At 43.9% G+C, this 25,452-nt stretch carries 26 protein-coding genes; 23 read left to right on the top strand and 3 right to left on the bottom strand.

All coding sequences use genetic code 11. From position 1 onward, the window contains the following. A complete protein-coding gene (locus GYO_RS35060) occupies window positions 1-2,331 on the top strand; it encodes a DNA internalization-related competence protein ComEC/Rec2 (protein WP_041521009.1) in 2,331 nt (776 codons plus the stop codon). A 40-nt stretch (window positions 2,332-2,371) separates the two neighbouring features. On the opposite strand, the gene GYO_RS35055 is transcribed toward GYO_RS35060, so the two are convergent. Then, window positions 2,372-2,506: a YqzM family protein gene (locus GYO_RS35055; RefSeq protein ID WP_003229983.1), complete on the bottom strand. Its 135-nt coding sequence runs from the start codon at window positions 2,504-2,506 to the stop codon at window positions 2,372-2,374. A 40-nt stretch (window positions 2,507-2,546) separates the two neighbouring features. Here GYO_RS35055 and GYO_RS43765 point away from each other — a divergent pair, with 40 nt between their 5' ends. Beyond that, a complete protein-coding gene (locus GYO_RS43765) occupies window positions 2,547-2,696 on the top strand; it encodes a hypothetical protein (protein WP_003229985.1) in 150 nt (49 codons plus the stop codon). Between the two features lie 39 nt (window positions 2,697-2,735). Then, window positions 2,736-3,779, top strand: coding sequence for a DNA polymerase III subunit delta (holA, locus tag GYO_RS35050; protein ID WP_014114470.1), 1,044 nt, complete (start codon window positions 2,736-2,738; stop codon window positions 3,777-3,779). A 14-nt stretch (window positions 3,780-3,793) separates the two neighbouring features. Here the strand turns inward: holA and rpsT are convergent, their stop codons facing one another. After that, window positions 3,794-4,060 carry a 30S ribosomal protein S20 gene (rpsT, locus tag GYO_RS35045; RefSeq protein WP_003229989.1) on the bottom strand — a complete coding sequence of 89 codons (267 nt, stop codon included), beginning with the start codon at window positions 4,058-4,060 and terminating at the stop codon, window positions 3,794-3,796. Window positions 4,061-4,263: 203 nt separating this feature from the next. On the opposite strand from rpsT, the gene gpr reads away from it, so the two are divergent. The 12 genes from gpr (at window position 4,264) to mtaB (ending at window position 18,198) form a co-directional block, all read left to right on the top strand. Next, on the top strand, window positions 4,264-5,370 hold the full coding sequence (gpr, locus tag GYO_RS35040; protein ID WP_014114469.1) for a GPR endopeptidase: 1,107 nt from the start codon (window positions 4,264-4,266) through the stop codon (window positions 5,368-5,370). Between the two features lie 62 nt (window positions 5,371-5,432). After that, entirely contained in the window at window positions 5,433-6,638 is a 1,206-nt protein-coding gene (spoIIP, locus tag GYO_RS35035; RefSeq protein ID WP_014114468.1) for a spore autolysin SpoIIP, read from the top strand. A gap of 16 nt (window positions 6,639-6,654) precedes the next feature. Further along, a complete protein-coding gene (locus GYO_RS35030; protein WP_014114467.1) occupies window positions 6,655-6,993 on the top strand; it encodes a YqxA family protein in 339 nt (112 codons plus the stop codon). Window positions 6,994-7,126: 133 nt separating this feature from the next. After that, complete coding sequence (gene lepA, locus GYO_RS35025; protein WP_014114466.1) at window positions 7,127-8,962, top strand: translation elongation factor 4; 1,836 nt, start codon at window positions 7,127-7,129, stop codon at window positions 8,960-8,962. Window positions 8,963-9,017: 55 nt separating this feature from the next. Then, window positions 9,018-10,157 (top strand): radical SAM family heme chaperone HemW, encoded by a 1,140-nt coding sequence (hemW, locus tag GYO_RS35020; protein WP_014114465.1) that lies wholly within the window; start codon window positions 9,018-9,020, stop codon window positions 10,155-10,157. Window positions 10,158-10,237: 80 nt separating this feature from the next. Next, on the top strand, window positions 10,238-11,269 hold the full coding sequence (hrcA, locus tag GYO_RS35015) for a heat-inducible transcriptional repressor HrcA (protein ID WP_014114464.1): 1,032 nt from the start codon (window positions 10,238-10,240) through the stop codon (window positions 11,267-11,269). A 71-nt stretch (window positions 11,270-11,340) separates the two neighbouring features. Then, a complete protein-coding gene (gene grpE, locus GYO_RS35010; RefSeq protein WP_014114463.1) occupies window positions 11,341-11,904 on the top strand; it encodes a nucleotide exchange factor GrpE in 564 nt (187 codons plus the stop codon). Between the two features lie 23 nt (window positions 11,905-11,927). After that, the gene (gene dnaK / locus GYO_RS35005; protein ID WP_014114462.1) at window positions 11,928-13,763 is read left to right on the top strand and encodes a molecular chaperone DnaK; all 1,836 of its coding nucleotides are present in this window, start codon (window positions 11,928-11,930) and stop codon (window positions 13,761-13,763) included. Window positions 13,764-13,962: 199 nt separating this feature from the next. Continuing rightward, complete coding sequence (gene dnaJ / locus GYO_RS35000; protein WP_014114461.1) at window positions 13,963-15,090, top strand: molecular chaperone DnaJ; 1,128 nt, start codon at window positions 13,963-13,965, stop codon at window positions 15,088-15,090. A 24-nt stretch (window positions 15,091-15,114) separates the two neighbouring features. Continuing rightward, complete coding sequence (gene prmA / locus GYO_RS34995) at window positions 15,115-16,050, top strand: 50S ribosomal protein L11 methyltransferase (RefSeq protein ID WP_014114460.1); 936 nt, start codon at window positions 15,115-15,117, stop codon at window positions 16,048-16,050. A gap of 22 nt (window positions 16,051-16,072) precedes the next feature. After that, window positions 16,073-16,843: a 16S rRNA (uracil(1498)-N(3))-methyltransferase gene (locus GYO_RS34990; RefSeq protein ID WP_014114459.1), complete on the top strand. Its 771-nt coding sequence runs from the start codon at window positions 16,073-16,075 to the stop codon at window positions 16,841-16,843. Next, on the top strand, window positions 16,843-18,198 hold the full coding sequence (gene mtaB, locus GYO_RS34985) for a tRNA (N(6)-L-threonylcarbamoyladenosine(37)-C(2))-methylthiotransferase MtaB (RefSeq protein ID WP_014114458.1): 1,356 nt from the start codon (window positions 16,843-16,845) through the stop codon (window positions 18,196-18,198). Before GYO_RS34990 ends, mtaB begins: the two co-directional genes overlap by 1 nt. Window positions 18,199-18,233: 35 nt before the next feature. Here mtaB and GYO_RS34980 read toward each other — a convergent pair whose 3' ends face one another. Beyond that, window positions 18,234-19,157: a Na/Pi symporter gene (locus tag GYO_RS34980; RefSeq protein ID WP_014114457.1), complete on the bottom strand. Its 924-nt coding sequence runs from the start codon at window positions 19,155-19,157 to the stop codon at window positions 18,234-18,236. Window positions 19,158-19,329: 172 nt separating this feature from the next. Between GYO_RS34980 and rpsU the strand changes: the two genes are divergently transcribed. The 8 genes from rpsU (at window position 19,330) to GYO_RS34940 (ending at window position 25,378) form a co-directional block, all read left to right on the top strand. After that, window positions 19,330-19,503: a 30S ribosomal protein S21 gene (rpsU, locus tag GYO_RS34975; RefSeq protein ID WP_003152957.1), complete on the top strand. Its 174-nt coding sequence runs from the start codon at window positions 19,330-19,332 to the stop codon at window positions 19,501-19,503. Between the two features lie 14 nt (window positions 19,504-19,517). Next, entirely contained in the window at window positions 19,518-19,964 is a 447-nt protein-coding gene (locus GYO_RS34970; RefSeq protein ID WP_003226182.1) for a GatB/YqeY domain-containing protein, read from the top strand. A 130-nt stretch (window positions 19,965-20,094) separates the two neighbouring features. Continuing rightward, complete coding sequence (locus GYO_RS34965) at window positions 20,095-21,408, top strand: NfeD family protein (RefSeq protein WP_014114456.1); 1,314 nt, start codon at window positions 20,095-20,097, stop codon at window positions 21,406-21,408. A gap of 21 nt (window positions 21,409-21,429) precedes the next feature. Then, window positions 21,430-22,425 carry a flotillin-like protein FloA gene (gene floA, locus GYO_RS34960; RefSeq protein ID WP_014114455.1) on the top strand — a complete coding sequence of 332 codons (996 nt, stop codon included), beginning with the start codon at window positions 21,430-21,432 and terminating at the stop codon, window positions 22,423-22,425. 24 nt (window positions 22,426-22,449) lie between these two features. Further along, window positions 22,450-22,869 carry a YqfB family membrane protein gene (locus GYO_RS34955; RefSeq protein WP_014114454.1) on the top strand — a complete coding sequence of 140 codons (420 nt, stop codon included), beginning with the start codon at window positions 22,450-22,452 and terminating at the stop codon, window positions 22,867-22,869. A gap of 56 nt (window positions 22,870-22,925) precedes the next feature. Next, complete coding sequence (gene yqfC, locus GYO_RS34950) at window positions 22,926-23,207, top strand: sporulation protein YqfC (RefSeq protein ID WP_003226191.1); 282 nt, start codon at window positions 22,926-22,928, stop codon at window positions 23,205-23,207. A gap of 18 nt (window positions 23,208-23,225) precedes the next feature. Beyond that, entirely contained in the window at window positions 23,226-24,422 is a 1,197-nt protein-coding gene (gene yqfD / locus GYO_RS34945; protein ID WP_041521008.1) for a sporulation protein YqfD, read from the top strand. After that, window positions 24,419-25,378, top strand: coding sequence for a PhoH family protein (locus GYO_RS34940; RefSeq protein ID WP_003226195.1), 960 nt, complete (start codon window positions 24,419-24,421; stop codon window positions 25,376-25,378). The genes yqfD and GYO_RS34940 overlap by 4 nt, the downstream gene beginning before the upstream one ends. Window positions 25,379-25,452 lie beyond the last annotated feature (74 nt).

Genomic DNA, 25,452 nt, shown 5'->3' with positions numbered 1-25,452 from the left:
ATGCGTAATTCGCGTTTGGTATTGCCTTTGGCGGCAGCTTCGGCAACGGCTGGAATTACTGCCGCCGCTTATTTCTCCGTTGTTTTTCTCTTCCTCCTCTTTCTTCTCATCGTTTTAATCAAAACGAGACACGCTTTTCTCATTTTTGTTTGTTTCTTCTCTTTTATATTGTTTTTTGCACTGTATGCAGTGACAGATTCCCAGAATGTCTCTTTATATCAGCGGGGCACCTATCAATTCAAGGCAGTGATTGACAGTATTCCTAAAATTGATGGTGACCGTATGTCTATGGTCGTTAAGACGCCTGATAGTGAAAAATGGGCCGCATCGTATCGCATTCAGTCTGCTGATGAAAAAGATCGGCTTTCATACATAGAACCAGGAATGGCTTGTGAATTAACTGGTTCATTGGAAGAACCGAAACATTCAACTGTGTCGGGTACATTTGATTATAACGAATATCTTTACCGACAGCATATTCACTGGAACTATTCTGTCACATCGATCCAAAATTGCAGCGACCCTGCAAATTTTAAGCATAAGCTGCTCAGTTTGAGGAAATACATTGTATCATTCACAAACGACCTGCTGCCTCCTAATTCGGCAGGAATCGTACAAGCACTTACAGTCGGTGACAGATTTTATGTGGAAGAAGAAGTGATTAACGCGTATCAAAAGCTTGGTGTCGTCCATCTCTTGGCGATTTCAGGACTCCACATCGGCATTTTGACAGCCGGCTTGTTTTATATCATGATCCGTATTGGTATAACAAGAGAAAAGGCGGCAATCATGTTGCTGTTATTTCTGCCGCTCTATGTGATGTTGACGGGCGCTGCTCCTTCAGTGCTTCGCGCCGCTCTGATGTCGGGCATTTACTTAGCAGGAAGTCTCGTGAAATGGCGTGTACATTCAGCCGGTGCTGTCTGCCTTTCATATATTTTCCTCTTGCTCTTCAATCCTTATTATCTCTTCGAAGCCGGTTTTCAGCTGTCGTTCGCCGTCAGTTTTTCTTTAATACTTTCCTCTTCTATTTTTAAGCGTGTCAAAACCTTCTTAGGTCAGCTGGCAATGGTATCGATGATCGCTCAGCTGGGCTCACTTCCTGTTCTCCTGTATCATTTCCAGCAGTTTTCCATGATCAGCATACCGATGAACATGGTGCTGGTTCCTTTTTATACCTTCTGTGTTTTACCGGGGGCTGTAGCAGGTGTTTTTCTATTAAGCCTTTCCGCTTCGGCCGGTCGATTGTTTTTCAGCTGGTTTGATTTCTTGATAAGCTGGACCAACAAGCTCATCACAAAAATTGCAGAGATTGATATATTCACGATCATCATTGCACGTCCCGCACCTGCTCTGCTCTTTTTGTTCACGGTTACGATCATCCTATTGCTTATGGCGATTGAAAAACGCTCCTTTTCGCAGCTGATGGTAACTGGCGGCATGTGCTGCGCTGTGCTCAGTCTTCTCTTTATTTATCCTCGTCTTAGTTCTGAAGGAGAGGTCGATATGATTGATATTGGACAGGGTGACAGCATGTATGTAGGTGCTCCGCATCAGCGGGGCCATGTCTTAATTGATACTGGCGGCACTTTGTCTTACTTGTCAGAGCCTTGGCGGCAAAAACAGCACCCGTTTTCACTGGGAGAAAAGGTGCTGATTCCGTTTTTAACTGCTAAGGGAATTAAACAGCTTGATGCTTTAATTCTGACGCATGCTGACCAAGATCATATTGGGGAGGCGGAGACTCTGCTGAAGCATCATAAAGTGAAACGCCTCGTGATTCCGAAAGGGTTCGTGTCGGAACCTAAAGACGAAAAAGTGCTGCAGGCTGCCAGAGAGGAGGGAGTCCCAATTGAAGAGGTGAAGCGAGGCGATGTATTGCAAATAAAGGATTTGCAGTTCCATGTACTGTCACCGGAAACACCTGATCCGGCAAGCAAAAATAATTCTTCTCTTGTTCTGTGGATGAAAACGGGCGGTATGAGCTGGATCTTGACGGGGGATCTGGAGAAAGAAGGGGAACAGGAGGTAATGAACGTGATTCCGAATATAAAAGCGGACGTATTAAAGGTGGGGCACCATGGAAGCAAAGGCTCTACCGGTGAAGAATTCATCAAACAGCTTCAGCCGAAAACGGCCATTATCTCGGCGGGGGCAAACAATCGGTACCATCATCCCCATCAAGAAGTTCTGCAAATATTACAGAGACATTCCATCCGCGTGCTCCGCACCGATCAAAACGGAACAATCCAATATAGATATAAAAACAGAGTTGGAACCTTTTCTGTCTATCCTCCATATGATACATCAGATATAACAGAGACGAACTAAAAAAAGACTGCTGAGAAATCAGCAGCCCGGGCAGTCGCTGTTATGAACCAACCAGGTGAATAACCGTTGCCATAACAAACAAGAAGGCGAAAAATCCGAAGGACACAACAAAACCAACAGCTGAATCTACAGCATCATTTCGTTTGCTTTGAACGTTTTTTTCAAAATCATTCAACTTTATCCCTCCTGACTGATTTAAGTATAATGGAATCGTTTTGAAAAATCTAGAAGCTAAGGTAACGTTTTCTGTTCTGGTGATTATCGCCTTTTTACAAGCTGTCCCGGGGGCTTGCGAACAGGCGTTTAATATAAATGGGGAAGCAGCAGTCAGGCTTCCTCTTTACTATTTTGCAAACTCAATTTAGGATAGAAGGGGATGATGAAAGAGAGGAAGTCGTACAACAATGGTATTTGATGTGTGGAAAAGCCTGAAAAAGGGAGATGTTCATCCGGTTTATTGTTTATACGGAAAAGAGACGTATCTGTTGCAAGAAACCGTCAGCAGGATCAGACAGACGGTCATTGATCAGGAGACAAAGGATTTCAATCTATCCGTTTTTGATCTGGAAGAGGACCCGCTGGATCAAGCAATTGCAGATGCTGAAACGTTCCCGTTTATGGGGGAGCGGCGTCTTGTTATTGTGAAAAATCCATACTTTTTAACAGGTGAAAAGAAAAAAGAAAAAATTGAGCACAACGTCAGTGCGCTTGAAACATATATACAATCTCCTGCGCCTTACACGGTCTTTGTCCTGCTTGCCCCGTATGAAAAGCTGGATGAGCGGAAAAAACTGACGAAAGCGCTAAAGAAGCACGCATTTATGATGGAGGCGAAGGAATTAAACGCAAAGGAGACGACAGATTTTACTGTCAACCTTGCAAAAACCGAGCAGAAAACAATCGGCACGGAAGCGGCGGAGCATTTGGTTCTGCTTGTGAATGGACATCTGTCATCGATTTTTCAGGAGATTCAAAAGCTCTGCACGTTTATTGGAGATCGTGAAGAAATTACGCTGGATGATGTGAAAATGCTTGTTGCGAGAAGCCTTGAACAAAATATTTTTGAGCTGATTAATAAAATCGTCAACCGAAAACGAACGGAGAGTCTGCAAATTTTTTATGATTTGCTCAAACAAAATGAAGAACCAATCAAAATCATGGCGCTTATTTCGAACCAGTTCCGGCTGATCCTGCAAACAAAGTACTTCGCGGAACAAGGATACGGACAAAAGCAAATCGCTTCTAACTTAAAAGTTCATCCATTTCGGGTAAAGCTGGCGATGGATCAAGCAAGGCTTTTTTCAGAAGCCGAGCTCCGGTCAATTATTGAACAGCTTGCCGTCATGGACTATGAGATGAAAACAGGGAAAAAGGACAAGCAGCTCCTGCTCGAACTGTTCCTTTTACAGCTGTTAAATAGAAATGAAAAAAACGATCCCCATTATTGAGGATCGTTTTTATATTATGCAGAAAGTCCGTTCACTTTTTTCGCTAGTCTTGATTTGTAACGAGCTGCGGTATTTTTGTGTACGAGACCTGTTTTCACTGCTTTATCAATACGTTTAGCTGCTTCAGTAAGAGCAGTTTTCGCTTTGTCAGCTTCGTTGTTGGCAACAGAAGCTTCAACTTGTTTGATTGCAGTACGCATAGCAGATTTGATTGTCGCGTTATGAACGCGGCGTTCGTTGTTTGTTTTTGTACGTTTAATCGCTGATTTAATGTTTGGCATGTGTTTCACCTCCTAAGATACAACCTGTAGCACAGTGTCTTAAGGTTAAATCTTCTTCACAATAGAACAAATTGTATTCTATCAAACACATCTTTAGATTGCAATATAAATGTAAAGTATTTTTCATTGAAGGGTCTCTTTTTAGCATGATTCATTCAGCAAATGGCAACAATATAGGTACTTAATATGAAGGAGGTCCCCTGATGAAAAAGAGTGAGCTAGATGTTAATCAGTATTTGATACGTACCGATTTAGCAGTTGAAACGAAGGAAGCGATGGCCAATCAGCAGGCTGTGCCGACAAAAGAAATTAAAGGTTTTATTGAAAAAGAACGCGATCGTGGCGGCATTAAAATCCGCACTGTTGATATTACAAAGGAAGGCGCGGAGCTCTCGGGAAAAAAAGAAGGGCGCTATTTAACGCTTGAGGCACAAGGAATCAGAGAGAATGATTCGGAAATGCAGGAAAAGGTCTCTGCTGTCTTTGCGGAGGAATTCTCGGCTTTTCTTGAAAGCCTTAATATCTCAAAAGATGCGAGCTGTTTGATCGTCGGGCTCGGCAATTGGAACGTAACACCTGACGCGCTGGGACCGATGGCTGTAGAAAATCTATTGGTCACAAGGCACTTGTTTAAGCTTCAGCCGGAAAATGTGCAGGAGGGCTACAGGCCCGTCAGTGCGTTTGCACCTGGTGTGATGGGGATTACGGGAATCGAAACAAGCGACATTATTAAAGGTGTGATTGAGCAATCGAAGCCTGATTTTGTCATTGCCATTGATGCATTGGCGGCGCGGGCGGTGGAAAGGGTCAACACTACCATTCAAATATCGGATACAGGCATTCACCCGGGATCAGGGGTAGGGAATAAACGAAAAGATTTAAGCAAAGACACGCTTGGCGTACCGGTGATTGCAATCGGAGTTCCGACGGTCGTTGATGCCGTGACGATTGCCAGCGATACGGTGGACTACATATTAAAACATTTTGGCAGAGAAATGAAGGATAACAGGCCGTCAAGATCGCTTGTTCCGGCTGGCATGACGTTTGGGAAAAAGAAAGTGCTCACTGAAGAAGATCTTCCTGATCAAGAGCAGCGTCAATCGTTCCTCGGCATTGTCGGAACCCTTCAAGAAGATGAAAAACGACAGCTCATTCACGAGGTGCTTTCGCCTTTAGGCCACAACTTAATGGTTACGCCGAAGGAAGTTGATTCTTTTATCGACGATATGGCAAATGTGCTGGCGAATGGGTTAAACACAGCGCTTCACGAAAAAGTGTCACAAGAAAACAAAGGCTCCTACAATCACTAAACAGTTCTACTTCCTCTAGCTTGTTCATAGAGTAATTACTAGACAAGCGCTGGAGGGATTCAATGAGAAATAAACGCAGAAACAGACAAATTGTTGTTGCGGTAAATGGCGGGAAAGCGGTAAAAGCCATCTTTCTATTTATCGTAAGCCTTATCGTGATTTTTGTTCTATCCGGTGTGCTGACGTCTCTCCGGCCGGAACTCAGGCCGTCGTCTGACTCTTTTTACGGAATTGCTGAAGAATTGCCGGGTGACGTGTTTGCACACTTGCTGCGGATGGAAAACCATTATTTCGCTTCTGATCTATCTCAAACCGATAGCTCATTTCATCTTTCACGTCTTTCTTTGAAGCTGGCGACAAGTATTAACCTCGAAGATCCGCGGAGCTTTCTCGGCCGGGAGCTGCCGGGGTTTGCGCAATTTGATACTGAGATTCTGTTAGCTGGACAAGGCACGGACTATACGAATATGCCGGCGGAATCCCCGCCGCCGTCTAAGGTAATGGAGGAAGAAAGAGAAGCGAATTTGGCAGAGATTGAAAAACAGCAAACACAATCAGACAATGCGCAAAAAGATCCGCCGAAACAAACAACTGGTGATAAAAAGGTTGTCTTTATCTATCACACGCACAATACGGAATCATATCTTCCTCTATTAAAAGGCGAGACCGATCCTGATATGGCGCGCCATTCTAAAGCCAACGTCACGCTCGTAGGAGATATGTTCGGAAAAGCGCTTGAATCTCAAGGCATCGGAGCCACAGTGAACAAAACCGATATACAGGCAAAGCTGAACAAAAAAGGCTTAAACTATGCCAGATCCTATGATGAATCAAGACCGGTCGTCAAAGATGCGCTCGCCTCAAACAAAAATCTGCAATATATCATTGACATCCACAGAGACTCACGGCGCAAAAAAGATACGACGGCAACGATTAAAGGGAAAAGCTATGCCCGGGTAGCCTTTGTCGTCGGCAAAAAAAGCAAAAACTTCGAAGAAAACTATAAAATTGCGAGCGAGCTTCATAAGCTGATGGAGAAAAAATACCCCGGACTCAGCACAGGTGTCTTTTCAAAAGGCTCGCCAGGTGATAATGGTGTTTACAACCAGGATTTAACTGACAGAGCGCTTTTGCTCGAATTTGGCGGAGTGGATAATAATCTCGAAGAGCTGCAGCGTGCGGCTGACGCAGCCGCGGATGTATTCAGCGAATTGTACTGGGATGCTGAAAAGGTCAACGCGGAGAGCGGCGAGACGAAAAAACAATAAGAAATAGGTGGTTGATTTGATTGCATACTTTGGCAAATGCTTGCTGCTTGTCACAATCATGTTTTTAGGTGTTCTGTTCGGCATGCAGCAGGCGAATAACGGGATGCTCAGTATGAAAGGTTATCATGACCCTTCACTTAAGGGGGCGTTTACGCTCACTGACGGAAAAAACAATGAAAAAGAAGCCTCGATCTTAGGAGAAACAGTCACGGCGAAAGATTTAGAAGAAAAACAAAAAGAACTGGAACAGGTGGAAACGTTCAATGTGTTCTCTAAAGCCGGAAAAGCGCTTTCGGATACCGTAACCAACACTGCCCAGTCAATGTATGAATGGATACGGAATATGAATCAATAGGTGTGTGAAAGAGAAAAGCAGCCCAGGTATGGCAGGGAACTTTTCTCTTTCTTGTTTTACATTGAATCTTTACAATCCTATTGATATAATCTAAGCTAGTGTATTTTGCGTTTAATAGTAGGAGTGATAGATTGTGACAGATAAAGAAAAGCGTTTAGAGAGGCAGTCGAGAATACGGAACTTCTCTATCATTGCCCATATTGACCACGGAAAATCGACCTTAGCGGATCGTATTTTAGAAAAAACGTCGGCAATCACTCAACGAGAAATGAAAGAACAATTGCTCGATTCTATGGATCTTGAACGTGAACGGGGTATAACGATTAAGTTAAACTCTGTTCAGCTTAAATACAAAGCAAAAGACGGAGAGGAATACATTTTTCATCTGATTGATACGCCAGGACACGTCGACTTCACGTACGAAGTATCCCGAAGCCTTGCTGCCTGCGAAGGAGCGATTCTTGTCGTGGATGCAGCACAGGGAATTGAAGCGCAGACGCTCGCCAATGTCTACTTAGCGCTTGACAACGATCTTGAAATACTTCCGGTCATCAATAAAATCGATCTGCCGAGCGCCGAGCCGGAACGCGTGCGCCAAGAGGTAGAGGATGTTATTGGCCTTGACGCATCAGAAGCCGTGCTTGCTTCAGCAAAAGCCGGTATCGGGATTGAGGAGATTTTAGAACAGATCGTAGAAAAGGTGCCCGCTCCGACCGGAGATCCGGAGGCGCCGCTCAAAGCGCTGATCTTCGACTCGCTTTATGACGCTTACCGCGGTGTCGTGGCGTATATCAGAGTCGTTGAAGGGACGGTAAAACCGGGACAAAAAATCAAAATGATGGCAACCGGCAAAGAGTTTGAAGTGACAGAAGTCGGTGTGTTCACGCCGAAAGCAACTCCGACAGATGAACTGACGGTCGGTGATGTAGGCTTTTTAACTGCCGCGATCAAAAATGTCGGTGACACACGCGTCGGTGACACGATAACAAGCGCGGCCGATCAGGCTGCCGAAGCATTGCCTGGATATCGCAAGCTGAACCCGATGGTGTATTGCGGTTTATATCCGATCGATACGGCCAAATACAACGATTTAAGGGAAGCTCTTGAAAAGCTTGAGCTGAATGACTCATCGCTTCAATATGAAGCAGAGACATCCCAAGCGCTCGGATTCGGTTTCCGCTGCGGATTTTTAGGTATGCTTCACATGGAAATCATCCAGGAGCGGATTGAGCGTGAGTTTAAAATTGACCTGATCACCACAGCACCGAGTGTTATATATGATGTGTATATGACAGACGGAGAAAAAGTGGTGGTTGATAATCCGTCAAATATGCCTGACCCTCAAAAGATTGAACGGATAGAAGAGCCGTATGTAAAAGCGACAATGATGGTGCCGAACGATTATGTCGGTGCAGTGATGGAGCTTTGCCAAGGAAAACGCGGCAATTTTATCGACATGCAATATTTAGACGCTAATCGCGTCAGCATTGTTTATGACATGCCATTAGCGGAAATCGTCTATGAGTTTTTTGATCAGCTGAAATCAAGCACAAAAGGCTACGCGTCCTTTGATTACGAACTGATCGGCTACAAACCGTCTAAACTTGTCAAGATGGACATTATGCTGAACGGAGAAAAAATCGACGCCCTTTCATTTATTGTGCATCGCGATTACGCGTACGAACGCGGAAAAGTAATTGTAGAAAAACTGAAAGAGCTCATTCCGCGCCAGCACTTTGAAGTACCGATTCAAGCGGCGATCGGCCAGAAAATCGTGGCCCGCTCTACCATTAAAGCGATGCGTAAAAACGTATTGGCTAAATGTTACGGCGGAGACATCTCGCGGAAACGGAAGCTTCTTGAAAAACAAAAAGAAGGAAAACGCCGAATGAAGCAGGTCGGCTCAGTTGAAGTGCCGCAAGAAGCATTTATGGCGGTCCTGAAAATGGACGACAGTCCGAAAAAATAATAGAAGCCGCCGCAGTCCTGTACTGCGGCTTCTTTCTGTAAAGAAGGTGAATTCGTTGAAATCAGCTTATATCCATATCCCATTTTGTGAGCACATTTGCCACTACTGCGATTTCAATAAATATTTTATTCAAAGCCAGCCTGTTGACGAGTATTTAAACGCACTCGAACAGGAAATGATAAATACAATAGCAAAAACAGGGGAGCCTGACCTCAAAACGATCTTTATCGGAGGAGGCACGCCGACCTCTCTCTCTGAGGAACAGCTCAAAAAGTTGATGGACATGATCATACGAGTGCTGAAGCCCTCAAGCGCATTATCGGAATTTGCGGTTGAAGCGAATCCGGACGACTTGTCCGCAGAGAAATTAAACATATTAAAAGAAGCCGGCGTAAATCGCCTCAGCTTTGGTGTCCAAACGTTCGAAGACGATCTGTTAGAAAAAATCGGCCGGGTGCACAAGCAAAAAGATGTATTTGCCTCTTTTGAAAGGGCGCGGGAAATCGGTTTTGACAATATCAGTCTTGATTTAATGTTCGGGCTCCCGGGACAAACCCTCAAGCATCTGGATCATTCTTTAAACACTGCTTTATCGCTGGATGCCGAGCATTATTCCGTATACTCCCTCATTGTAGAGCCGAAAACGGTATTTTATAATTTGATGCAAAAAGGGCGGCTTCATCTTCCGCCGCAGGAGCAGGAAGCCGAAATGTATGAAATGGTGATGAGACGTATGGAAGCTCACGGCATTCATCAATATGAAATCAGCAACTTTGCCAAGGCAGGTTTGGAATCAAAACACAATCTGACGTATTGGAGCAACGAGGAATATTTCGGCTTCGGAGCAGGGGCCCACGGATATATCAGCGGCACACGGACAGTAAACGTAGGACCTGTCAAACATTACATTGACCTGATAGCCGAAAAAGGCTTTCCGTATAGAGATACACATGACGTGACAACAGAGGAACAAATTGAAGAAGAAATGTTTTTGGGGTTGAGAAAAACAGCCGGTGTCAGCAAAAAACGATTTGCAGAAAAATACGGTCGTTCACTGGATGAACTTTTTCCAAACGTATTAAAAGACCTCACTGAAAAAGGGCTGATTCACAATTCGGAGTCTGCCGTTTGTTTGACTCATCAGGGGAAATTATTAGGTAATGAAGTTTTTGGCGCTTTTTTGGGTGAGTTATAATTGACATTTTTCTTGTGGTTTGATACTTTTGTTATAGAATTAGCACTCGCTTATTGAGAGTGCTAACAGAGGTGATGATGATGTTAACAAATCGTCAGCTGCTGATCCTTCAGGTCATAATCAACGATTTTATTAAATCGGCACAGCCGGTAGGATCAAGAACTCTTTCGAAAAAAGATGAAATCACATTTAGCTCTGCAACAATAAGAAACGAGATGGCTGACTTGGAAGAATTGGGCTTCATTGAAAAAACCCATTCATCCTCAGGACGTGTTCCGTCGGAAAAAGGGTACCGGTACTATGTTGACCATTTGCTTTCACCCGTCAAACTGACAAAAAGCGACCTGGACCAAATCCACTCGATCTTCAAAGAGAAAATTTTCGAGCTGGAGAAGACAGTTCAAAAATCAGCGCAAATTTTGTCCGATCTGACGAATTACACATCCATCGTACTCGGGCCGAAGCTGAGTGAGAATTACCTTAAACAGATTCAAATCATACCGATTCAACCTGATATGGCGGTAGCAATTCTCGTTACCAATACAGGGCATGTGGAAAACAAAACGATTAATTTTCCAGCCAAAATGGATCTGTCTGATATTGAAAAGCTGGTAAATATATTGAACGACCGTTTAAGCGGCGTTCCAATGGATGAACTGAATGAGCGCATATTTAAGGAAGTCGTCATGTACCTAAGACAGCACATTAAGAACTATGACAATATTCTTGACGCGCTTCGTTCAACTTTTCATTCCACAAATCACGTTGAAAAATTGTTTTTCGGCGGAAAAATCAATATGCTGAACCAGCCGGAGTTCCATGATATTACCAGAGTTCGGTCACTGCTCTCATTAATCGAAAAAGAACAGGATGTTTTAAAGCTCGTTCAATCCCCACACACGGGAATTTCGATTAAAATCGGGAAAGAAAACGACTATGAAGAGATGGAAAACTGCAGTCTGATTACGGCTTCTTATTCCGTTGATCAGAAGCAGATCGGCTCAATTGCGATCATCGGTCCAACCCGCATGAATTATTCCAGGGTTGTCAGCCTGCTTCAGCATGTGACTTCGGACTTGTCAAAAGCATTAACAAGTTTGTATGATGAATAAGGGAATTTTGGCAAATTTTATCGAAGGGCAGCAACCGCCCTTCTCCTTACACTTTGAGGGAGGTGAACACAATGTCAGAAGAAAAACAAACCGTTGAACAAAACGAAACAGAAGAGCAAGAAGTCATTGAAGAACAAGCTGCCGCTGAAGAACAGCAGGAAGAAACAAATGAAAGCGAACTTCTTCAAAATCAAATTAACGAATTGCAAGGTTTGCTTGAGGAAAAAGAAAACAAACTTTTGCGTGTTCAAGCAGACTTTGAAAACTATAAACGACGCAGCCGTTTAGAGATGGAAGCGTCCCAAAAATACCGTTCTCAAAACATCGTGGCTGATTTGCTGCCGGCTCTTGACAGCTTTGAAAGAGCGCTTCAAGTTGAAGCCGACAATGAACAGACGAAAAGTTTGCTCCAGGGAATGGTAATGGTCCACCGTCAGCTCGTAGAAGCCTTGAAAAAAGAAGGCGTGGAAGCCATCGAAGCTGTAGGGCAGGAATTTGATCCTAATCTGCATCAAGCCGTTATGCAGGCTGAAGATGAAAACTATGGCTCCAACATTGTTGTTGAGGAAATGCAAAAAGGCTATAAGCTGAAGGATCGCGTCATTCGCCCTTCCATGGTAAAAGTGAATCAATAATTACATAGCAGGAGGTTATTCAAGTGAGTAAAGTTATCGGAATCGACTTAGGAACAACAAACTCATGTGTGGCAGTGCTTGAAGGCGGCGAGCCTAAAGTTATTGCTAACGCTGAAGGAAACCGCACAACGCCATCAGTTGTTGCATTCAAAAACGGCGAACGCCAAGTAGGGGAAGTGGCTAAACGCCAATCTATCACAAACCCTAACACAATCATGTCTGTTAAACGCCATATGGGTACTGACTATAAAGTGGAAATTGAAGGGAAAGATTACACTCCTCAAGAAGTGTCTGCTATCATCCTTCAACACCTTAAATCATACGCTGAAAGCTATCTTGGCGAAACAGTATCAAAAGCAGTTATCACAGTTCCTGCTTACTTTAACGATGCTGAGCGTCAAGCGACAAAAGACGCTGGTAAAATTGCAGGTCTTGAAGTAGAACGTATCATCAACGAGCCGACTGCAGCAGCGCTTGCATACGGACTTGATAAAACAGATGAAGATCAAACGATCCTAGTATACGACCTTGGTGGCGGTACATTCGACGTTTCAATCCTTGAACTTGGCGACGGTGTATTCGAAGTTCGTTCAACTGCCGGTGACAACCGTCTGGGCGGTGACGATTTTGACCAAGTCATCATCGATCACCTTGTGTCTGAATTCAAAAAAGAAAACGGCATTGATCTGTCAAAAGACAAAATGGCGCTTCAACGTTTGAAAGACGCAGCTGAAAAAGCGAAAAAAGATCTTTCCGGCGTATCTTCTACGCAAATTTCTTTACCGTTTATCACAGCTGGAGAAGCAGGACCGCTTCACCTTGAACTTACATTAACTCGCGCTAAATTCGAAGAGCTTTCTTCTCATTTAGTAGAGCGCACAATGGGTCCTGTCCGTCAAGCGCTTCAAGATGCAGGGCTTTCTGCAAGCGAAATCGACAAAGTTATCCTTGTCGGCGGATCAACTCGTATCCCTGCCGTACAAGAAGCAATCAAAAAAGAAACTGGAAAAGAAGCGCATAAAGGCGTAAACCCAGATGAAGTTGTGGCGCTTGGTGCTGCGATTCAGGGCGGCGTTATCACTGGTGACGTAAAAGACGTAGTTCTTCTTGACGTTACACCGCTTTCTCTCGGTATCGAAACAATGGGCGGCGTGTTCACAAAACTGATCGACCGCAATACGACGATCCCGACAAGCAAATCTCAAGTGTTCTCAACTGCTGCTGATAACCAAACAGCTGTTGATATCCATGTTCTTCAAGGTGAGCGCCCTATGTCTGCCGACAACAAAACACTCGGCCGCTTCCAGCTTACTGATATCCCGCCAGCACCGCGCGGCGTACCTCAAATCGAAGTTTCTTTCGATATTGACAAAAACGGTATCGTAAACGTAAGAGCAAAAGACTTAGGCACAGGAAAAGAGCAAAACATTACAATCAAATCTTCTTCAGGTCTTTCTGATGATGAGATCGAACGCATGGTAAAAGAAGCGGAAGAAAATGCTGACGCTGATGCGAAGAAAAAAGAAGAAATCGAAGTCCGCAACGAAGCAGATCAGCTTGTTTTCCAAACTGAGAAAACATTAAAAGATCTTGAAGGCAAAGTGGACGAAGAACAAGTGAAAAAAGCCAATGATGCCAAAGACGCTTTAAAAGCAGCGATTGAGAAAAATGAATTTGAAGAGATCAAAGCGAAAAAAGATGAGCTTCAAGCAATCGTTCAAGAGCTTTCTATGAAGCTTTATGAAGAAGCTGCCAAAGCACAGCAAGCTCAAGGCGGAGCAAACGCTGAAGGCAAAGCGGATGACAACGTTGTTGACGCTGAATACGAAGAAGTAAACGACGACCAAAACAAAAAATAAGTTCTTCTCCGAGTCAGTCCCGCTTTTGGGGCTGACCGAAAAGAGCACATTTCATAATCTGATTCAATGATTAGAAAGTCAAAGTCAGGCATCTCTTGGCTTTGACTTTTTTTCTTGCCCGGGATAAAAGGAATTGAAAAATCATAATTCAAAATGATACAATCTAATTTATGTGAGAAATTCGGGAGAGTGAAGCGAGATGAGTAAGCGTGATTACTATGAAGTGCTGGGAGTAAGTAAGAGCGCTTCAAAGGATGAAATTAAAAAAGCTTATCGGAAGCTGTCAAAAAAATATCATCCAGATATTAATAAAGAAGCCGGATCAGATGAAAAATTTAAAGAGGTAAAAGAAGCGTACGAAGCGCTGTCAGATGATCAAAAACGTGCGCATTACGACCAATTTGGGCATACTGATCCTAATCAGGGCTTCGGCGGCGGAGGTTTTGGCGGCGGCGATTTCGGCGGTTTTGGTTTCGATGATATTTTTTCAAGTATTTTCGGCGGAGGCACAAGACGAAGAGATCCAAACGCACCGCGCCAAGGTGCCGATTTGCAATATACGATGACCTTGTCGTTTGAGGATGCCGCTTTCGGTAAAGAAACAACCATCGAAATTCCGCGTGAGGAAACGTGCGACACATGTAAAGGTTCAGGTGCGAAACCTGGAACAAACCCGGAAACGTGCTCCCACTGCGGAGGCTCCGGCCAGTTAAACGTGGAGCAAAATACGCCGTTTGGAAAAGTCGTGAACAGACGGGTCTGCCACCACTGTGAAGGTACGGGCAAAATTATTAAAGACAAATGTGCGGATTGCGGCGGCAAAGGAAAAATCAAAAAACGCAAAAAAATTAACGTGACAATTCCAGCCGGTGTAGATGACGGACAGCAGCTTCGTCTCTCGGGACAGGGTGAACCAGGAGTAAACGGCGGCCCTGCCGGGGATTTATTTGTCGTGTTCCACGTGCGCGCCCACGAGTTCTTCGAGCGTGACGGCGATGATATTTACTGTGAAATGCCGTTAACGTTTGCTCAGGCTGCTCTTGGTGATGAAGTGGAAGTTCCGACGCTGCATGGAAAAGTGAAATTGAAAATTCCAGCCGGTACACAAACAGGGACAAAATTCAGATTAAGAGGAAAAGGCGTTCAAAATGTCAGAGGCTATGGACAGGGTGACCAGCATATCGTCGTCCGCGTCGTTACGCCGACAAACCTGACAGATAAACAAAAAGACATTATCCGCGAATTTGCCGAGGTCAGCGGAAACCTGCCTGACGAACAGGAAATGAGTTTCTTTGACAAGGTAAAACGCGCGTTTAAAGGCGATTAATTATTGGATGAGGAGTTGGTAGTTTTGAAATGGTCCGAATTAAGCATTCACACAACACATGAAGCGGTCGAACCTATCTCAAATATATTGCATGAAGCTGGTGCAAGTGGGGTTGTGATAGAGGACCCGCTTGATTTAATTAAAGAACGTGAGAATGTGTACGGGGAAATCTACCAGCTCGACCCCAATGATTATCCAGACGAGGGTGTCATTGTCAAAGCATACCTGCCGGTTAACAGTTTTCTAGGCGAAACGGTGGACGGCATTAAAGAAACGATTAATAATCTGCTTCTTTATAATATTGATTTGGGCAGAAATCACATCACCATTTCTGAAGTGAATGAAGAAGAGTGGGCGACTGCCTGGAAAAAGTATTATCATCCTGTGAAAATTTCTGAAAAGTTTACAATTGTGCCGACGTGGGAGGAATATACGCCGGTCCATACTGATGAACTGATTATAGAAATGGACCCTGGTATGGCTTTCGGCACAGGCACACACCCGACAACTGTCCTCTGCATTCAGGCGCTTGAACGCATTGTGCAAAAGGGTGATAAGGTGATTGATGTAGGTACAGGTTCCGGAATTTTAAGTATTGCGGCTGCAATGCTTGAGGCTGAATCGGTCCATGCTTACGATCTTGATCCCGTGGCTGTAGAAAGTGCACGCCTCAATCTCAAGCTGAACAAAGTGAGCGATATTGCTCAAGTCAAGCAAAACAATTTGTTAGACGGGATTGAAGGGGAGCATGATGTGATTGTTGCCAATATTTTGGCTGAAGTCATTCTTCGCTTTACCTCACAAGCGTACAGCCTGTTAAAAGAAGACGGCCATTTTATTACATCAGGAATCATCGGGCATAAAAAACAAGAAGTAAAAGAATCACTGGAACAAGCTGGCTTTACCATTGTAGAAATCCTTTCAATGGAAGATTGGGTCAGCATTATTGCGAAAAAATAACAGTTAGTAGGTGTCACTGCGTATGCAACGATATTTTATCGAGCTCACGAAGCAGCAAATGGAGGAAGCGCCGGCTTTTTCGGTTACCGGCGAAGATGTTCATCATATTGTGAACGTGATGAGAATGAATGAGGGAGATCAGATTATCTGCTGTTCTCAGGACGGCTTCGAGGCAAAATGTGAACTTCAATCTGTTTCCAAAGATAATGTGTCCTGCCTTGTAGTAGAATGGACGAATGAAAACAGAGAGCTTCCGATAAAGGTTTATATTGCGAGCGGCCTCCCGAAAGGAGATAAGCTTGAATGGATTATCCAAAAGGGGACTGAGCTCGGAGCTCACGCCTTTATTCCTTTTCAAGCCGCGCGTTCTGTTGTTAAGCTGGATGACAAAAAGGCAAAGAAAAAGCGGGAAAGATGGGCGAAAATTGCGAAGGAAGCGGCTGAACAATCGTACCGTAACGAAGTGCCGCAAGTGATGGATGTCCATTCTTTTCAGCAGCTTCTTCAACGGATGCAAGATTTCGATAAATGTGTCGTTGCATACGAGGAGTCATCGAAGAAAGGTGAAATAAGCGCATTCAGCGCAGTTGTACGAAGCCTTCCGAAAGGATCATCCCTTTTGATCGTATTTGGTCCCGAAGGCGGTTTAACAGAAGCGGAGGTTGAACGGCTCACAGAGAAAGACAGTGTGCCGTGCGGCCTTGGACCGAGAATTTTAAGGACAGAAACCGCTCCGCTATACGCGTTGAGTGCGATTTCTTATCAAACAGAGTTATTAAGAGGTGATCAGTAATGGCAACTGTTGCTTTCCATACGCTTGGCTGTAAAGTCAACCATTATGAAACAGAAGCAATCTGGCAGCTTTTCAAAGAAGCGGGCTATGAAAGAAGAGACTTTGAACAAACAGCTGATGTATATGTCATTAATACATGTACGGTAACAAATACGGGGGATAAAAAAAGCCGCCAAGTGATCAGACGCGCCATTCGTCAAAATCCTGACGGTGTCATCTGTGTCACAGGCTGCTATGCGCAAACCTCGCCTGCTGAGATTATGGCGATCCCTGGTGTCGATATTGTAGTCGGAACGCAGGATCGGGAAAAAATGCTCGGCTACATCGACCAATACCGTGAAGAACGCCAGCCGATTAACGGCGTCAGCAACATCATGAAAGCAAGAGTGTATGAAGAGCTTGATGTACCTGCTTTCACTGACCGGACAAGAGCGTCATTGAAAATACAGGAAGGCTGCAATAATTTCTGCACATTCTGTATCATTCCGTGGGCGCGCGGCCTGCTCCGGTCCCGCGACCCTGAAGAAGTCATTAAACAAGCGCAGCAGCTCGTCGATGCCGGATATAAAGAAATTGTTCTTACAGGTATTCATACAGGCGGCTACGGCGAAGATATGAAAGATTACAACTTTGCGAAGCTCTTGAGCGAATTAGACACTCGTGTTGAAGGTGTTAAACGAATTAGAATTTCTTCAATTGAAGCCAGCCAAATCACAGACGAAGTGATCGAAGTCTTAGACCGCTCAGATAAGATTGTAAATCATTTGCATATTCCTATCCAATCTGGATCAAACACAGTTCTTAAACGGATGAGACGTAAATATACGATGGAGTTTTTTGCAGACCGTTTAAACAAACTGAAAAAAGCATTGCCAGGCTTAGCTGTTACTTCTGATGTCATTGTAGGGTTCCCTGGCGAAACAGAAGAAGAATTTATGGAAACCTATAACTTTATTAAAGAACATAAATTCTCTGAACTGCATGTTTTCCCTTACAGTAAACGTACAGGAACGCCAGCTGCGCGAATGGAAGACCAAGTGGATGAAAACGTAAAAAATGAACGTGTACACCGCCTGATTGCTCTATCTGACCAGCTTGCGAAGGAATATGCTTCTCAGTATGAAAATGAAGTGCTTGAGATCATCCCTGAGGAAGCGTATAAGGAAACGGAAGAAGAGAACATGTTTGTCGGTTACACAGATAACTATATGAAGGTTGTTTTTAAAGGTACGGAAGATATGATCGGCAAAATCGTGAAAGTCAAAATCCTAAAAGCAGGCTATCCTTACAACGAAGGGCAATTTGTCCGTGTTGTTGAGGATGAAATAACTGAACACATGCGTTTGTCTTCTTAATCTAAACCCGGTGCATCTACATGTACCGGGTTTTTTTATTTAGCTGGAATAAGAAAGTGAATCAAGCGGTAAAACAAGTTTGTAAGCGGAAGAAATAAAAGAGCTGTCACCACATTAAATAAAAGGCTGAAATGTGCGATCCTTTGTGCGGGATCAGGTGATAACTGTTCTACAAAACCGGTCGTTGCCGTCAGAAAAGGAAATACAAGAGCCACGCCCAGCACGTTAAACACCACATGGGCATACGCTGTCTGTTTCGCCGCATATCCGCCGGATACAGCAGCCATGACAGCTGTAATGCATGTCCCGATGTTTGAACCGAGCACGACGCTCATCGCCTGTGTCAGTCCGATAATGCCTTCATTCATAAAGCTCATCAAAATGCCGATACAGACAGAGCTTGAGTGAATGATTGCGGTCAACACCATACCGATAAGCAAAGCGGACCAGTTTGAATCGTTAACATGGTATAGAACTTCAGCTCCCGTTTTCAGCTTTGTAAGCGGCCCTGCAAGGTGGCTGAACCCGCTGATGCAAAAAAAGATGATGCCGAGACCGAGGAAGCTTGTTCCGAGCTGTTTCAACGGATATCTGCCAGTCAGAAAAAACAATAAACCTCCTATTAAAAGAACCCAAATCAAAACATCCATTTTGATAGCAATAAACTCAGTTGTAAAGGTAGATCCGACATTTGTTCCCAGAATCATCGGTATCGTCCGCTTAAAAGAAAGAACGCCCGCACTGACAAAGCCGATGACAATAACCATAAAGGCTGAACTGCTCTGAAGAATCCCTGTAAATACAATGCTGATCAGAAACGCTTTTAACGGATGGTCCGTAAATAAAAGCAAACGTTCTTCAATTTTTGAGTACGCCATTGAAATTAAGCCTTTTCGAAGCATGTTCATGCCTGCGAGAAAGAATAATATAAGAACAGTAAAGCTAATCAGAATTAACATCCTATTCATCAACCCCTTTCTATCATTATATAGACAGGCAGTCGCACACATGACGGAAAAGTGAACTCACTTAGTTGACCTGACTGAAGGCTTATATTATAATGTCAAAGTACATGTTTATATGTGTAACTTAAAGGTAGTCGATTGGTGTATTCGGAGGGAGGGAAAGAGAATGTCAAAAACGGTCGTTAGAAAAAACGAATCGCTTGAAGATGCTCTTCGTCGCTTCAAACGCAGTGTATCAAAGACAGGTACTTTGCAAGAAGCAAGAAAGCGCGAATTTTATGAAAAACCTAGCGTAAAGCGCAAGAAAAAGTCTGAAGCTGCTAGAAAACGCAAATTCTAAAAGAGGGTGGATTTATGAGTCTTCTTGAGCGTCTTAACCAGGATATGAAGCTATATATGAAAAACCGTGAGAAAGACAAACTTACTGTCGTTCGAATGGTTAAGGCTTCACTTCAAAATGAAGCAATTAAGCTTAAGAAAGACAGTTTGACCGAGGATGAGGAACTCACTGTCCTTTCTCGTGAACTTAAGCAACGTAAAGACTCCCTCCAGGAATTTTCAAACGCTAATCGTTTAGATTTAGTAGATAAAGTTCAAAAAGAGCTGGACATTTTAGAAGTTTATTTACCCGAGCAGCTGTCAGAAGAAGAACTGCTTACAATCGTAAATGAAACCATTGCTGAGGTTGGTGCGAGCTCAAAAGCGGACATGGGAAAAGTAATGGGTGCAATTATGCCTAAAGTAAAAGGTAAAGCTGACGGAAGCTTAATTAATAAGCTTGTCAGCAGTCAATTGTCTTAAATGGCGTAAAAAAGGACATCTTTCTAAGAGAGATGTCTTTTTTTATACATAAAAAAATGAAACCTTTGATACATTTGTTACGTATGAAGAGAAGGCACCTATTATAAATGGAAGGAGGGATACACCGCCCTTGCTTCAAATCAAAGGATTTCGTGCTGCTCTTTTGAGTATATTTTTACTTTCTTTATTAGGCGTACAGCTGAACGCCAAAGCAGAAAAACAAACGGTTTATGTGATCCCGGTTGAAAAAAATGTCGAACAGGGCCTCGCCTCGTTTTTGTCCCGTTCGTTACAGGATGCAAAAGAAGCACATGCAGATCATATTATTCTTGATATCAATACGCCGGGAGGATTGGTCAAATCAGCTATTGATATAGCGGACTCGGTAACCGAAAGCGAGATCCCCGTAACTGCATATGTAAACAAACGTGCGTTGTCAGCTGGTGCATATATTGCCCTGCAAGCCGATAACATTTATATGGCGCCCGGCGGAAAAATGGGAGCAGCCGCGATTATTGACGGTAAAGGCAATGCCGCTGACCAAAAAGCTGAATCACTTTGGCTGGCAGAGCTGGAAGATGCCGCAGTGAAAAATAATCGCGATCCAAAATATGCGCTCGCAATGGCTGATCCGGATATAGATGCCAAGGAAGCCGGCGCGCCGAAGGGAGATCTGCTGACACTCAACGCTGATAAGGCGATTGATGTAGGTTATTCAGAAGGTACGGCTGACAATTTATCCGTGCTCGTAAAGAAGCTTGGGTTCGAAAAGGCGGAAACCATCTATGCAAAGGAAAGCTTTGCAGAAAAGACAGCAAGATGGCTGACGAATCCGGTCATTGTTCCTATTCTGCTGACAATCGCTTTTTTAGGCCTGACAGTAGAGCTTTTTTCCCCGGGCGTCGGCATTCCTGGAACGGTTGGATTCATCGCCTTGTTGCTGTTCTTTTACGGGCATCTTGCAGCCGGCTTTGCCGGATACGAGACAGTTCTTCTCTTTATAGCAGGGGTGATCCTCATCCTGCTTGAGATTTTCCTTCCCGGGGGAATCATTGGATTACTGGGCTTAGGAGCGATTATTGCGAGCCTGTTTTTAGCCGCGGGGAGCTTCACTGTCATGGCGGTTTCTCTCTTGATCGCCTCAGCTGTTTCTATAACAGCTTTCATCTTACTGACAAGGGTGTTGGGAAAGCGTATGAAATTCTTTAAGAAATTTGTATTAAATGATTCTACAAATACGGAGAGCGGCTACGTATCAAATCAAACGCGCACGGATTTAATAGGCAAAGTAGGAGTAACCTTTACACCGCTGCGTCCTGCTGGTACTGTCATTATTGATGATGAACGCCTTGACGTTGTTTCGGAGGGATCGTTTACAGAAAAAGATAAGAAAGTAAAAGTAGTAAAAGTGGAAGGCTCACGCATCGTCGTGAGAGAAATTTAAACAGAAACGAGGAGAATTGATATGGATCCATCAACACTTATGATTCTGGCTATTATCGTAGTAGGGATCATTGTTTTAGCTGTATTCTTTACATTTGTGCCTGTTATGCTTTGGATTTCCGCATTAGCAGCCGGAGTGAGAATCAGCATATTCACTTTAATCGGAATGAGGCTTCGCCGCGTTATACCAAACCGAGTGGTGAACCCATTGATTAAAGCGCATAAAGCTGGGCTTAATGTTGCCACTAATCAGCTTGAAAGCCATTATCTCGCCGGAGGAAATGTTGACAGAGTCGTTAACGCACTGATTGCTGCTCAGCGAGCCAACATTGAACTCACATTCGAACGCTGTGCTGCTATTGATCTTGCCGGCCGTGACGTCTTGGAAGCCGTTCAAATGAGCGTTAACCCTAAGGTAATTGAAACGCCGTTCATTGCTGGTGTGGCTATGGACGGAATTGAAGTAAAAGCGAAAGCGAGAATTACAGTAAGAGCGAATATCGACCGTCTCGTTGGGGGAGCAGGGGAAGAAACCATTGTGGCCCGTGTCGGCGAAGGGATTGTCTCTACAATTGGTTCATCCGAAAGTCACAAGAAAGTGCTTGAAAACCCTGACATGATTTCACAAACAGTACTTGGAAAAGGGTTGGACTCAGGAACTGCGTTTGAAATTCTCTCGATCGATATTGCCGATGTTGACATTGGCAAAAACATCGGCGCGATTTTACAAACCGATCAGGCCGAGGCTGATAAAAACATCGCGCAGGCTAAAGCGGAAGAGCGCCGTGCGATGGCTGTCGCTCAAGAACAGGAAATGCGTGCCCGCGTAGAGGAAATGCGCGCGAAAGTGGTAGAAGCGGAAGCGGAAGTGCCGCTTGCGATGGCAGAAGCTTTGCGTGAAGGGAATATTGGCGTCATGGACTACATGAATATCAAAAACATTGATGCTGATACAGAAATGCGCGATTCATTCGGCAAGTTGACGAAAGATTCGTCTGATGAAGATAGTAAATCATAATCTCTCTAAGAAGGGAGAACGCTGATGGAAGATATACTGACCAATCCGCTAATCATCGCAGCGGTTATCGGAATCATTTCTATGATTTTTGGTAAAAAGAGCAAAGAGGAAAAGAACAACAGCCAAAACAGAAATAAACCTCAGCAGGTGCAAACGGCTTCTCCTCAAAAGAAGCAGTCAAAAGAAGAGGCTCCTGTACCTATTTCCAACCGCATGGAACAGGTAAGGCGGGAAGCGGAAGAAAGACGCAGAGAAACAGAAAGAAACCTGAAAGGGCTGGAACGTGACCTTACTTCAGTTAAACAAAAAGCAGTATACACAAAACAAAAAATGCTCCAGGTTAATAAAGACACTGTGGTACAGGGGATCGTCTTAGGAGAGGTATTCGGGCCTCCAAGAGCGAAAAAACCTCACCATACGATGCGCTCGGCCCGTAAAAATTAAAGTGTTAGAACCTCCTTTCAAATCATACATATGAGATGAAAGGGGGTTCTTTTTGTATGGGGCAAAGAAAGAATCGTATGAAAGCTTGGCTGACAAGAGCATTGGAAATTCCCCCGGACGTTATGATGGATCTGCCGCGGATTACAATGGTTGGCAGACTTCATATCTACATAGAAAACCACAGAGGCCTATTGCTTTTCAGTGAGAATGAAGTGAGGTTGATGCTGAAGCAGGGCCAGTGCATCATATCAGGTAAAAACTTTGTCATCAAGGCAATTCTTCCGGAAGAAATTCTTTTGGAGGGTACGATTGATGTCGTTCGATATGTTGAGTCATAAAGCCGAGGGGGAAATGTTGTGAAAAATAAATGGCTGTCTTTTTTTTCGGGTAAGGTCCAGCTTGAATTGACGGGAAGAGGGATCGAGAGGCTCCTTAATGAATGCACAAGACAGGGGATTCCGGTTTTTCATGTCAAAAAAAAGAAAGAAGCCGTATCGTTATATATACAGCTTCAGGATGTACATGCCTTTCGGCGGGTCAGAAGAAAATTTAAATGTAAAGCCCGATTTATCAATCGGAAGGGATTTCCTTTCCTGTTGCTGAAATCAAAGCTGAATATAGGGTTTACGATCGGTTTTGCAATGTTTTTCATCCTTTTGTTTTTGCTTTCCAATATGGTGTGGAAAATTGATGTGACAGGCGCTAAGCCTGAAACGGAACATCAAATGATGCAGCATCTTAATGAAATCGGCGTCAAAAAGGGGCGTCTGCAGTTTTTAATGATGTCGCCCGAAAAAATACAAAAATCGTTAACCAATGGAATAGACAATATCACTTGGGTCGGAGTTGATCTGAAGGGGACGACCATTCACATGAAAGTCGTGGAGAAAAATGAGCCCGAAAAAGAAAAGTATGTTAGCCCGCGCGATATTGTCGCCAAAAAGAAAGCAACCATTACAAGAATGTTTGTGCAAAAAGGACAGCCGATGGCCGCAATCCACGATCATGTGGAAAAGGGACAGCTGCTTGTTTCGGGACTGATCGGCAGTGAAGAGCATCAGCAGGAAGTCGCGTCAAAAGCAGAAATTTATGGAGAAACCTGGTACAGATCCGAAGTGACGATCCCGCTTGAAACATTATTTAACGTCTATACGGGCAAAGTAAGGACAAAGCACAAGCTTTCTTTTGGCTCTTTGGCAATCCCGATCTGGGGGATGACGTTTAAAAAAGAGGAATTGAAGCACCCAAAAACAGAACAAGAAAAGCATTCGCTGAATTTTCTCGGATTTAAGCTCCCTGTATCCTATATCAAAGAGCAAACGAGAGAAAGTGAAGAGGCTTTGCGAAAATATACGAAAGAAGAAGCAGTTCAAGAAGGCATTAAATTGGGTAAACAGGATGTAGAGGATAAAATAGGCGAAGACGGCGAGGTGAAAAGTGAAAAAGTTTTGCACCAGACTGTTGAGAATGGTAAAGTAAAGTTGATTATTCTCTACCAAGTTATAGAAGATATCGTTCAAACCACACCTATTGTCAGGGAGACTGAAGAATGACAGAACATTTACTTGCGATGAATCAAAAACTGAAAAGCCCGGACGAGGCGCTTTCACTGTTCGGGAACCAAGATTCTTTTTTGAAATTGATGGAGAAAGATCTGAATGTAAATATCATTACGCGCGGCGAAACGATTTATGTTTCAGGCGATGAAGAATCGTTTCAGATTGCAGACAGGCTGCTGGGATCGCTCCTCGCTTTAATTCGCAAGGGGATAGAGATCTCTGAACGTGATGTGATTTACGCCGTCAAAATGGCAAAGAAGAATGAACTTGAATACTTTGAAAGCATGTATGAAGAAGAAATTACAAAAACCGCAAAAGGCAAACCAATCCGTGTGAAAACAATGGGACAGCGGGAATACGTGGCCGCTATGAAGCGGAATGACCTTGTATTCGGCATCGGCCCGGCGGGAACCGGGAAAACGTATCTGGCTGTCGTAAAAGCAGTCCATGCTTTAAAAAACGGACATATCAAAAAAATCATTTTAACAAGACCTGCCGTGGAAGCTGGTGAAAGCCTCGGTTTTCTCCCAGGTGACCTCAAAGAAAAAGTAGATCCTTATTTGCGCCCGCTGTATGACGCTCTTCATGATGTGCTTGGGGCAGATCATACAGAACGTCTGATGGAAAGAGGCATCATTGAAATTGCTCCGCTTGCATATATGAGGGGACGGACGCTTGATGATGCTTATGTTATACTTGATGAAGCACAGAATACCACGCCTGCTCAAATGAAAATGTTTTTGACGAGACTGGGTTTTGGCTCTAAAATGATCATTACAGGTGACGTTAGCCAAATTGATCTGCCGAAAGGCGTCAAATCGGGACTTGCAGTAGCGAAGGAGATGCTGAGAGGAATAGACGGCATTTCTATGATTGAGCTAGACCAAACAGACGTGGTCAGACATCCGCTTGTTGCGAAAATTATTGAAGCATACGATAAGCAAAATTAATGCTGAATGACCCGATCGCGCGTTATCGGGTCATTTTTATGATTGCTTATGGGCTTGATGTTTCAAGAGGAGGT

It is taken from the genome of Bacillus spizizenii TU-B-10 (genome assembly GCF_000227465.1).
GTDB classification, from domain to species: Bacteria; Bacillota; Bacilli; order Bacillales; family Bacillaceae; genus Bacillus; species Bacillus spizizenii.
Note: the sequence above shows the minus strand (reverse complement) of the source record. Positions and strands in the feature narration are given on the sequence as shown.

Coding starts and splice junctions, on each gene's coding strand:
- GYO_RS35060 (WP_041521009.1), top strand. CDS start 1: ATGCGTAATTCGCGTTTGGTATTGCCTTTGGCGGCAGCTTCGGCAACG.
- holA (WP_014114470.1), top strand. CDS start 2,736: ATGGTATTTGATGTGTGGAAAAGCCTGAAAAAGGGAGATGTTCATCCG.
- rpsT (WP_003229989.1), bottom strand. CDS start 4,060: ATGCCAAACATTAAATCAGCGATTAAACGTACAAAAACAAACAACGAA.
- gpr (WP_014114469.1), top strand. CDS start 4,264: ATGAAAAAGAGTGAGCTAGATGTTAATCAGTATTTGATACGTACCGAT.
- spoIIP (WP_014114468.1), top strand. CDS start 5,433: ATGAGAAATAAACGCAGAAACAGACAAATTGTTGTTGCGGTAAATGGC.
- hrcA (WP_014114464.1), top strand. CDS start 10,238: ATGTTAACAAATCGTCAGCTGCTGATCCTTCAGGTCATAATCAACGAT.
- grpE (WP_014114463.1), top strand. CDS start 11,341: ATGTCAGAAGAAAAACAAACCGTTGAACAAAACGAAACAGAAGAGCAA.
- dnaJ (WP_014114461.1), top strand. CDS start 13,963: ATGAGTAAGCGTGATTACTATGAAGTGCTGGGAGTAAGTAAGAGCGCT.
- GYO_RS34990 (WP_014114459.1), top strand. CDS start 16,073: ATGCAACGATATTTTATCGAGCTCACGAAGCAGCAAATGGAGGAAGCG.
- mtaB (WP_014114458.1), top strand. CDS start 16,843: ATGGCAACTGTTGCTTTCCATACGCTTGGCTGTAAAGTCAACCATTAT.
- GYO_RS34980 (WP_014114457.1), bottom strand. CDS start 19,157: ATGTTAATTCTGATTAGCTTTACTGTTCTTATATTATTCTTTCTCGCA.
- rpsU (WP_003152957.1), top strand. CDS start 19,330: ATGTCAAAAACGGTCGTTAGAAAAAACGAATCGCTTGAAGATGCTCTT.
- GYO_RS34970 (WP_003226182.1), top strand. CDS start 19,518: ATGAGTCTTCTTGAGCGTCTTAACCAGGATATGAAGCTATATATGAAA.
- floA (WP_014114455.1), top strand. CDS start 21,430: ATGGATCCATCAACACTTATGATTCTGGCTATTATCGTAGTAGGGATC.
- GYO_RS34955 (WP_014114454.1), top strand. CDS start 22,450: ATGGAAGATATACTGACCAATCCGCTAATCATCGCAGCGGTTATCGGA.
- yqfC (WP_003226191.1), top strand. CDS start 22,926: ATGGGGCAAAGAAAGAATCGTATGAAAGCTTGGCTGACAAGAGCATTG.
- GYO_RS34940 (WP_003226195.1), top strand. CDS start 24,419: ATGACAGAACATTTACTTGCGATGAATCAAAAACTGAAAAGCCCGGAC.